Here is a 10,295-nt window from a genome sequence, read left to right as displayed (position 1 = left end):
CCACAATAAGCATCCAATAGAAAACCTCCGATTGAAATCGAAGGTCATGTTACCCTTTAAATAAGGGGTCCCGTTTGGATGCCGATAACCCCTCAAATGAGGTCCTTATTCCATGCTTAATGACACCGTCGCCAATGGTTTTGCGGATTTTTCGCTTTGCACCGACGCAGGAGGTTCGATCCGTGTTCCGGCAAGCCTTTGCGGCCTGTGGGGGATGCGCCCATCCCTTCATCGGATTTCCGAGGCCGGCGTTTTGCCGTTTCAGCCAAGCGTCAGCACTGTAGGCGTGCTGGCGAACCGATTAGACGTGCTCGATGCCACGATGCGCGTCTTGCTCAACGGTACGGCCTCACCGATGCCATTGCCGAGGCGCATCTTCGTCTTACAAGATGCGTTGGAAATCTCAGATTCCTCCGTGCGAGATCAAGTCAGCATCGTATTGGATCGAATAGCAGAGAACACCGACCTTGCTGTCGAACGGATAAGATTTTCCGAGATCGTCGGAGAGCCGTGGGAACTGAAGGTGTGCAATCTGAACGGACTGCGCGACCTGCAAACTGCCGAATTCCAGAGCACGGTCGGCAATTGGATCGAAGCCTGCAAGCCCGAACTCGGCTTCACTTTCTCGATGGCTTACGGAAATGTCCAGAAGTTTGACCGCATCGCTGCGCTTGACAACATGGCGAGGTGCGAAAGCCTCTTTAGGAAAATCAACACCTTCTTCACCCCGGAAACGATGATCTGTTTCCCTACGACGCCGAAGATTGCCCCTCGGAAAGGGTCCCTGAACACGCTTGAAGCGGTGATGGACTTCTATGATCCGACGATGACCATCACCGCATTTTCCGGCGTAGCACGCTTGCCGGAGGTCTCTACCCCGCTGATGATGGTAGATGATTGTCCTGTTGGCCTGTCCTTCGTCGCAGGTCACTATCAGGACGAGTTCCTGTTGAGCGCGGTGCGAGGAATGGTCGGCTAGCGGACGCTGGCCAGGCCGTCACAATAGGACATCGCATCATTCAGGGACTGCGTCTGAAAACTGTAAAGCCTGCCACCGCCGTCCGTGAGCTTGCCATACTCAGCCACGTTCTTGATGTCGCCATGCGTGATTGGGGCTACCCTCTCACCCAACCACGCAGTTGCGAGACCCTGTTTGTTTGCAATATCTTCCGGCAAACGTTAGCCGCATTGTCAGCCAATCCAATCCCTCAGTTCAATTTCGGCGCGCTCCAATGCGCTGTAATTCAAAAGCTTCCGAAGCAGAGCGACTGTTACCGCACGCGAACGCAGGTTAAAACGCCCCTCCTCCGGCTCGCCCTTTTCCTGATACACGCCCAGTTTTTCGTAGAGTTGCTGTAATCTATTCTGCACGCTTCTAAGCGACAGGTTCCGTCGGCGCGCAATAACGCGGTCGGTCAGACCAAGCGCGATGTCGATCAGAATTTCATATTCGCTTTCACTGAACCCGCTGGTGTGGCCGAGGCTTTTTTGTTGCAAACCACGCACTTCACGGTCGATCACACATTGCGCTTCAACGAAAATACTGCGCAGCGCCAAGCGCAACTTATCGTCGGACGCTGATTTCAGCACATAGCCATAGGCCGCCCCTTCCGGCACGATGCGCGAGACACCGCGCACATAGGCTTCATCGGCGTAATTCGACCAGAACAAGATGCGGGTTTCCGGGTTTTCCTTCCAGATGGTGCGCGCGGCTTCAATGCCATTGCGCCCGCTCATTTGTAAATCCATCACGATATGGGCCGAACGATGCATCCGTGCGAGCTTTTCGCCGGTTGAACCGTTATCCGCTTCCAGCACATCACTACATTCGGGTAATGCTGCGCGGATCGCCTCACCCAGATAGGTGCGATGCAGCGGATCATCCTCCACGATCAGAACCTGCATCTTATTCTCCATTTGTATCATCCATTTCCAGCGGCAGATGAATCGTCACGCATGTGCCGCTGCCTTCGATATTCTTCCTGATCGTAAAACTTGCTGAAATCAGTCGCGCCCGCGTGCGCATATTATCGATACCATGGCCAGTGCGCTGCGTCTGACGATCCATACCAATGCCGTCATCCATGACTTCAACAAGAAGCCGACCGCCCTTATCGCGAAAGCGAACACGGATTTCACCGGCAAGAGCATGCCGGATCGCATTGTTGATGGCTTCCTGCACGATGCGGAAAAGCGAAGTCGCGACTGTCTCCTCAAGCCTGTCGGTCATGCCATCGCTCTGGTCGTCCAGAACCCATTCGATTGCAGCGCCGCTTTCGCGAATTGAGCGGTCAAGATGATTTTCCGTTGCCTGCGCAAAGCCGAAAAGCTGGAGCACCGAGGGTTTTGCTTCTTCGATAATTTGTCGCAAATCCTGCATACAATGCTGCAAGCCACGAAACAGCGGTTCAAGCTGCTCGCCGGAAAGGTCTGGTGCATGCGTCAGCCGCTCAACATGGCGGGCAAGGCGCGTCAGATCGGCCAGTGTCTGATCATGCAAATCCATGCCGATCCGATGACGCTCGGCCTCCAGCGCCTCTGTGAGCTTGAGTGCGCCAAACCGCAAGCCCTCTTCACGCGCCCGCGCTTCCGTCTCGACAATCGCCGAGCGTTTGGCCTGTTCGGCGGCACGGATTGCAAAAAAATATGGCGTCAGAAGATCTGCAATTGATTGTGCATTTTCCACGTCACGCATCGCATAACTGCCCGTTTGCAAACTTGAACAGCTCAGTGCACCGATAATATCGCCCTGTGCTTTGAGAGGAACATGCAGGCGTGCTTTGAGATCATGCTCAAAGATCGGTGTTGAAAACGCGCCTTCGAAATGAAAGCGCGGATCAGTGCGGGCATCATCCGTCAACAGATATTCGACCTCACCGGACAAGACGGTGCGAATAGGGCTTCCGGAAAGAAGAGCGGGCGGATTGCGGCTCCAGGCTGTCGCAATACCACTCTCATAAGCGATGTGAAACTTGCCGTCGATCATCTTGATGCAGACATCAAGATGATCGTAGGGCAGGATATGATTGATCTCGGTGGCAACGGCCTGAATGATGGAATCGAAATCGAGTTGCCCCGCTAACAATCTGGAAATATTCAGGTAGCGGTCCAGCAGGCGCGCAGGCGCGAGTTCCAGCAAGCGACTCTCCTCCCAAAGACAGGTTGCTTTGTACGTATAATACGCCGCTTTTCTACCGGCACGTCTTGCGGGTTCCCGCAATTTTGCTGCGCGAACCCGCAGCATGGTTGCTTCGATCAGCCTTCACAGCGCAGCGCATTTATTTCATCCTCGCTTCACCAGAAAATTGCCCGCAAGACAATAGGAAATGTCACGGGAGAGTTGGTGTCGTTGAGGAGCGGCGGTGCGGGAGGTTTCGCACCACATTCAAATTCGAACGATCCGAAGCGCTCATAAGCGTTGCGGAGCGTATATTTGCAACTGGGAGGAATGAAATGAAGCTTGGGAAAACCCTTTTGGCATCCGCCGCACTCGCCCTATTGATGACGAGCGGTAGCGCATTCGCTGACACATCATCGAAAAAGATCGCTTTCTCCAACAATTATGCTGGCAACTCATGGCGTCAGGCGATGCTACAGAGCTGGGACAAGGTGACGAAGGAAGCCGTCAGCGCTGGCACAGTTTCGGCAGCCGATGCTTTCACCACCGCTGAAAATCAAGCGACGGAACAGGCCGCGCAGATTCAAAACATGATCCTGCAAGGCTATGATGCGATCGTTATCAACGCCGCGTCGCCAACCGCTCTGAATGGTGCTGTCAAGGAAGCCTGCGACGCTGGCATCACCGTCGTTTCGTTCGATGGTATCGTGACGGAGCCTTGTGCATGGCGCATCGCGGTCGATTTCAAGAAGATGGGCGAAGGCCAGGTCGACTATCTGGCAAAACGCCTGCCGGAAGGTGGCAATCTGCTTGAAATTCGTGGCCTTGCTGGCGTCTCCGTTGATGATGAGCTGCATGCCGGCATTCAGGAAGGTGTGAAGAAGCATCCGAATTTCAAGATTGTCGGTTCGGTCCATGGCGACTGGGCGGCTGATGTTGCGCAGCGTGCGGTCGCAGGCGTTCTGCCAAGCCTGCCAAAGATCGACGCCGTGGTCACGCAGGGCGGTGACGGCTATGGCGCAGCACAAGCCTTTGCCGCGGCAAAGCGCGAAACGCCGATCATCATCATGGGCAACCGCGAAGACGAACTGCAGTGGTGGAAGCAGCAGAAAGACGCAAACGGCTATGAAACCATGTCGGTTTCGATTGCGCCGGGCGTTTCAACGCTTGCTTTCTGGGTTGCACAGCAGATTCTTGACGGCAAGGAAGTCAAGAAAGACCTCGTTGTTCCGTTCCTGAGCGTCAGCCAGGAAACTCTCGATAAGGAGCTTGCCAACACCCAAAAGGGTGGCGTTGCGAATGTCGAATATTCGCTTGAAGACGCGCAGAAGGTCATCGCGGAAGCGAAATAACCTCATCACCTTATCTCCCAGGGGGTGGGCGTGTCTCACGCCTGCCCCTCCCTCATCTCCAATACAGTTCGAGTGCATGGCAAATTCAATCGACAAAAGCGAGGTCGTCGTCGCACGCAATATCCGCGTGCAGTTCGGTGCGGTAAAGGCACTCGATGGCGCCGAACTTGTGATCCATAAAGGCGAATGTATCGGACTTGTCGGCCATAATGGTGCTGGCAAATCCACGATCGTCAATGTCATCAATGGTGGCCTTAGCCCACATGAAGGCAGCCTCACCTATCACGGCGAAGCGGGTCATGGTGTGGCGACTGCACGTAAGCATGGCGTGCGCTGCGTCTTTCAAGAGCTGTCGCTCTTCCCCAATCTGACAATTGCCGAAAATGTCCGCATCATGCAGCGCGACCTTGCGGGTGCCAACTGGCGCGGCAAGGCTGTTGATCTCATAGCAAACAAGCTCAGCGAGATTTTTCCCGGCCACAAGATCGATTGCTCCGCGACCGTTGATGAGTTGTCCATTGCCGAACGCCAGATGGTTGAAATCGCCATCAACTTCACTGCACCCGGCACAGCGCCAAAACTCGTCATTCTTGATGAACCAACCTCTTCACTTGATGCAGGCATTGCCGCGCAGCTGATGGCCTATGTCCGTCGCTTTGTCGGCACGGGTGGATCGGTGATCCTCATTTCGCATATGCTTGGAGAAATCCTCTCAACCTCCGACCGCATCGTTGTGATGAAGGACGGCAAGGTTGTCGCCAATCGCGCAGCAAGCGATTTCACCAATCGCAGCCTTGTCGAAGCGATGGGTAGCGTCGAACGCGAAAAGGCGGCGCGTCGCACAGCAAAAGCGCACACGCCAGGCACCGTCGTTCTCTCTGCAAAAAAGCGCGCCAATGACAGCAAGCCGTTTCAGGCTTTCAAAGGTGAGGTGATCGGCCTTGCCGGGCTTGCCGGTCATGGCCAGACAAAAATGCTGCTTGATCTTTATTATGCCCGCCGACCAAACTGGTTGCCTGCGCGCAATTGCGAAATCGCTTTCGTGGCGGGTGATCGCAGCCTTAACGGCACGTTTCCGCTCTGGAGCATCCTGCACAACCTCACCATCGGTTCGCTTGATCGTCTCTCATCGCTGAAGCTTGTCGATCAGAGCCGCGAAGATCAGCTCGGCGCACAATGGAAAGACAAAATCCAGATCCGCACACCGGATGTGGGCAATCGCATCCTGTCGCTTTCCGGCGGCAATCAGCAAAAAGTGCTGTTTGCCCGTGCGCTTGCTACCACTGCCGATGCCATCCTGATGGACGACCCTATGCGTGGCGTCGATGTCGGCACCAAGCAGGAAGTCTATGAAATCCTGCGCCATGAAGCTGAAAATGGCCGCACCTTTGTCTGGTATTCCACCGAAATGGACGAGATCGAATTGTGCGATCGTGTCTATGTCTTCCGCGACGGTGCAATCGTGACAGAACTTGTCGGCGACGAAATCACGGAAAAGAACGTGCTTGCTGCATCTTTTGAGGGAGGACACGAATAATGCGCCTCTCGGCCTCATCCCTTCGCCTGTTAACGCCGGTTTTCTCGCTCGCTTTGCTGCTGGCTGCTGTTTTCTACATGCAGCCGCGTGCCATGAGCTATACCGGCCTCAACCTGCTGTTTAATCTCGCGGTGCCGATTGCGCTGGCAACAATTGCGCAGATGCTCATCATGGCGGTCAATGATCTTGACCTCTCGATGGGAACCTTCGTGAGCTTTGTGGTCTGCGTGGCTGCGACCTATCTCAACACGGATCCCATCATCGGCGTTCTGATCCTTGCCGCAGCGATTGCAGCCTATGCGGCACTCGGTGCCATCATCCATCTGCGCAATCTGCCATCTATCGTCGTCACACTCGGAATGTCGTTCGTCTGGGGTGGTCTTGCAGTTCTGCTGCTGCCCTCACCCGGCGGCCAGGCGCCGGACTGGGCACGCTGGATCATGACCACAAAACCGCCATTTATACCCATGGCGATTGTCGCAAGCATTCTGATTGCCGTTGTCACGCATTTCATCGTTATGCGCACGACCTTTGGCGTGCTGATGCGTGGTGCTGGCGGCAATGGACGTTCCATTGAGCGCGCTGGCTGGTCGATCACCGCAATCCGCGCCGGAACCTATGCGCTTGCAGCCTTTTTTGCGGTGCTTGCCGGTATCGCGCTTGTAGGGCTGACCACCTCGGCAGATGCCAATATTGCGCTGCGCTATACGCTGCTTTCCATCGCCGGTGTCATTCTGGGCGGCGGCGAATTTGTCGGTGGCCGCATTTCACCGATTGGCGCTGTCATTGGTGCGCTGACGCTCACGCTCGCAGGTTCATTCCTCTCTTTCATGCGCATTTCGCCCGACTGGCAGATTGGTGCGCAAGGCGGAATCCTCATCCTCGTGCTTGCACTTCGCCTCTTCCTCAACCGCCTCGATCGTAAGGGGAATAAGCAATGAGCGCTGTCTCCGTTCTTACAAGCCGCCCATGGATCTGGTCATTCATCGCAACCATCGCGGTCTGGATCATCACCGTCTTGTTTACCGGTGGTGCGGGTGCCGGAGGATTGTCACATGCAGCCTTCACCTTCGCATCCTTTTCGGTGATTGTCGGCCTCGGGCAGATGTTCGTGATCACGCTCGGACCCGGCAATATCGATCTCTCGGTTCCTGCCACCATGACCCTTGCTGCAACATTGGCATTGAAACTGATGGATTCGCAGGACAGCATGATCCTGGCGGGACTTGCAGTCGCGTTGCTGATCGGTCTTGGCATTGGCATCTGCAATTATGCGCTGATCAAGCTGCTGCGTATTCCGCCGATTATCGCAACGCTGTCGATGAGTTTCCTCATCCAGTCGACCGCTATCTGGAGCAATCGCGGCTTGCGCGTAAAGCCACCGGAAGTTCTGGCTCAGTTCACCACCTCTTCCGTTTTTGGCATTCCCAATGTTGCAATCGTGGCGCTGATTCTGTCGGTCCTTGGCTGGGTACTTCTCAAGAAAAGCATTTATGGTCGCTGGATTTCGGCCATCGGGCAAAACCCGTTTGCCGCACGTATGGCAGGCGTTCCGGTCGATGGAACACGCTTCGTCACCTATTTACTTTGCGCGGTTCTGGCTTCGCTTTGCGGCTTCCTGCTTGCCTGTTTTTCTGGCGGTGCCGCACTCAATATGGGTGCTGAATATCTCCTGATGTCGATTGCAGTGGTCATCATCGGCGGCACAGCCGTCGCCGGTGGCGATTCCAACATCCCTGGCATTTGGGGTGCCGCTCTCTTCATGTTCCTCATCGTCTCGATGCTCAACACCTATGGCTTCGGTGCCGGTGTTCGTCTGGTCCTTACGGGATTGACCATTATTGCGGTGATTTTCCTTGCCAGCAGCCGCAGACCAGAGCGTTAAACAACATTCCCCGGAGTTATTTCCTTGTCTCAGCATCCTTCGATTTACGAAATTCACGACGAACGCTTTAAGAATCTGATCGTATCAAGCGCGGATCTTGATGAACTTTACAGCGATTGTCGCTGGGCCGAAGGTCCGGTCTGGTTTGGCGATCTGAATTGCCTGCTCTGGAGCGATATTCCTAACCAGCGTATTCTGCACTGGGTGCCTGACGGCGGCGTTTCTGTTTTCCGCCAACCTTCAAATTTTGCCAATGGCAATACGCGCGACCGCGAGGGACGGCTGGTTTCATGCGAACATGGCGGACGCCGTGTCACCCGCACAGAACTGGACGGCAGTATCACCGTGCTTGCGGACAGCTATCAGGGTAAGAAGCTCAACGCGCCCAATGACGTGATCGTGCGTTCTGACGGCACGGTGTGGTTTACCGATCCGACCTACGGCATTATGGCGGATTATGAAGGCTATAAAGCTGATCCCGAACAGCCAACTCGCAATGTCTATCGGCTTGATCCGAAAAGCGGTGCGTTAACGGCGGTTATCACGGATTTCGTGCAGCCAAACGGCCTCGCCTTTTCGCCCGATGAAATGAAACTCTTTGTCGCCGACAGCGCCTATAGCCACGACGAAAAGGCGCCGCGTCATATCCGGGTTTTCGATGTCGTGGACAATGGCAAGCGCGTAACCGGTGGCAAGGTTTTCTGCACGATTGATAATGGTCTGCCAGATGGTTTCCGCTTCGACACGGACGGCAACCTGTGGACCAGTGCAGGCGACGGTGTGCATTGCTTCTCAGCGGAAGGCAAACTTCTCGGCAAGATCAAGACGCCGCAGACAGTTGCCAATCTCACCTTTGGTGGCCCTCGCCGTAATCGGCTTTTTATTACCGCGACGAAGTCACTCTATGCGGTCTATCTGACCGTCACGGGCGCACAGCATCCATAAAGATCAAAGTTTATGGCCTTCTTGCCTATGCTTTTAAACATATATCGCGCTTTTGGCTTTTCGAGTGCATTTTAATCTCTTTGAAGCATAATTTCATCGCTCCTTGATCGCATTCACAAGCCGAAAGCAACGGACCGGCCAGCGTTTTGAATAAACGTTGGCCCTTTCATCTGCGCCTGCCAGCCCCTTTTTAATCTGGGCCAACGTTGCGGGCAGACGCTCGCGACATCACAACACAGATGAATGCAATGCCCTCTCGACAAGGGCAAACAAGGCATTATACTATTGTATAAACGTTTTGATTTAGATTTTTACGTAAGTGCCGCGAACAAACAATGGCCATATGCAAATCAACAACAAGAATATAGAAGGTGAGACACGTATCGAGCGCGTCTGATCGTCTAACCTTCGACAACCCTGCAGCGCACGCGCATGACGCGGGTTGTTTCCAATTTCAGACGCTCCAGTCTGCAATGTCGCATTGGCTTGCAGATGTAGTCGGGAAAATAAAAAAGGAAAATCCATTGAGTTCATCAGACGATCAATCGCTTGTGAAGCGTTTCAAACGACTTTCTGACATTTTGCAGGCCGAGCAACGAAAGCTTCTCACAGAAGCTGCGGAGTGTGACGACCTGCCGAATAAAAACATCCTTCGACAGATCGCCGAGCTTGAACTGAATATCGCCGCCGTCGAGAACAATCTGGCAGACCTGCAAGTGAAATGAGTGCCAAGTTGTTAAATAGATTGGCACATCAAGGATAACGTCTGTTGTCTCTTCATCTGTCCGCTTCAGTGGCTTTCCGATCATGGCACAGTGGTTTTCAGCGCGTTCTGATACCGCACTCATGAATTCCACTGGCGCGCATCCAGCTAATCGCATCTAGCATTTTGGGCGAATTGCGTCTTGCCCGAAGCCTCTATATGCGTGTCGTGAAATTCTCGACATAATCGAAAGTGAGCAGGACGGCGATGTCAACTATATCTGAATAGAGCTCCAACGTGTAAATCCAGATTAATACCTTGAGAAGTAAGAAAAAAATTAACCTCCGCTGTTCAAGAAGGGGCGACCAGGTCAAATCAATCGTATTTTACACGAAACAGTTGAACAAACATCCAATCGGCGCAAGCAACGCTATTCATTTGCCAACAACGTTGCGCCGATTTGCATCACTTGGTCCCCGGTCATAACGGTCTAACTCTTTTGTTGAGTCGCATAAAATTACGTTTCTATATTGATTCTTAAGAAAATTTGTTTTGAAAAGATGATTTTATCTTTTCGAAACAATTAGATAAGCCAAAATGCAATTGATCAAAAAGACTGCACTATATTTAAAAATCTGCTAATATTTGATGCGCTTAGAGCCTGTTCCAAAAAGGGTTGAGCGATTTCAGTGGGTTATGATTCAATCGGATTTCTGACATACGATGGAGATCACGATGACCTGGACTGAAACCGC

General features: G+C 53.5%; 9 protein-coding genes and 1 pseudogene. 7 read left to right on the top strand and 3 right to left on the bottom strand.

Annotated features, from left to right (window positions below; translation table 11 throughout):
* The first annotated feature begins 112 nt into the window (after window positions 1-112).
* Window positions 113-979, top strand: coding sequence for an amidase family protein (locus tag VBH83_RS18770; RefSeq protein WP_396999015.1), 867 nt, complete (start codon window positions 113-115; stop codon window positions 977-979).
* Between the two features lie 27 nt (window positions 980-1,006).
* Window positions 1,007-1,131 (top strand): annotated as a pseudogene (locus VBH83_RS18765) (site-specific integrase); the annotation flags it as partial.
* Between the two features lie 60 nt (window positions 1,132-1,191).
* On the opposite strand, the gene VBH83_RS18760 reads toward VBH83_RS18765, so the two are convergent.
* Window positions 1,192-1,905 (bottom strand): response regulator transcription factor, encoded by a 714-nt coding sequence (locus VBH83_RS18760; protein ID WP_265985164.1) that lies wholly within the window; start codon window positions 1,903-1,905, stop codon window positions 1,192-1,194.
* 1 nt (window position 1,906) lies between these two features.
* Complete coding sequence (locus VBH83_RS18755; protein WP_265985163.1) at window positions 1,907-3,139, bottom strand: sensor histidine kinase; 1,233 nt, start codon at window positions 3,137-3,139, stop codon at window positions 1,907-1,909.
* A 314-nt stretch (window positions 3,140-3,453) separates the two neighbouring features.
* On the opposite strand from VBH83_RS18755, the gene VBH83_RS18750 reads away from it, so the two are divergent.
* From VBH83_RS18750 to VBH83_RS18730, 5 genes are all read left to right on the top strand, one after another.
* Window positions 3,454-4,470 (top strand): ABC transporter substrate-binding protein, encoded by a 1,017-nt coding sequence (locus VBH83_RS18750; protein WP_265985162.1) that lies wholly within the window; start codon window positions 3,454-3,456, stop codon window positions 4,468-4,470.
* A 76-nt stretch (window positions 4,471-4,546) separates the two neighbouring features.
* Window positions 4,547-6,007, top strand: a complete 1,461-nt coding sequence (locus VBH83_RS18745) for a sugar ABC transporter ATP-binding protein (RefSeq protein ID WP_265985161.1) — start codon at window positions 4,547-4,549, stop codon at window positions 6,005-6,007.
* The gene (locus tag VBH83_RS18740; RefSeq protein WP_265985159.1) at window positions 6,007-6,948 is read left to right on the top strand and encodes an ABC transporter permease; all 942 of its coding nucleotides are present in this window, start codon (window positions 6,007-6,009) and stop codon (window positions 6,946-6,948) included. Before VBH83_RS18745 ends, VBH83_RS18740 begins: the two co-directional genes overlap by 1 nt.
* Window positions 6,945-7,892, top strand: a complete 948-nt coding sequence (locus VBH83_RS18735; RefSeq protein ID WP_265985157.1) for an ABC transporter permease — start codon at window positions 6,945-6,947, stop codon at window positions 7,890-7,892. The genes VBH83_RS18740 and VBH83_RS18735 overlap by 4 nt, the downstream gene beginning before the upstream one ends.
* A gap of 24 nt (window positions 7,893-7,916) precedes the next feature.
* Window positions 7,917-8,837, top strand: coding sequence for an SMP-30/gluconolactonase/LRE family protein (locus VBH83_RS18730; RefSeq protein WP_265985156.1), 921 nt, complete (start codon window positions 7,917-7,919; stop codon window positions 8,835-8,837).
* A gap of 533 nt (window positions 8,838-9,370) precedes the next feature.
* On the opposite strand, the gene VBH83_RS18725 is transcribed toward VBH83_RS18730, so the two are convergent.
* On the bottom strand, window positions 9,371-9,685 hold the full coding sequence (locus tag VBH83_RS18725; protein ID WP_265985155.1) for a hypothetical protein: 315 nt from the start codon (window positions 9,683-9,685) through the stop codon (window positions 9,371-9,373).
* Window positions 9,686-10,295 lie beyond the last annotated feature (610 nt).

This window comes from Ochrobactrum sp. S1502_03, from assembly GCF_044435015.1.
In the GTDB taxonomy this organism is placed as follows: Bacteria; Pseudomonadota; Alphaproteobacteria; order Rhizobiales; family Rhizobiaceae; genus Brucella; species Brucella chromiisoli.
This window is presented reverse-complemented; position numbering and strand designations above follow the sequence as displayed.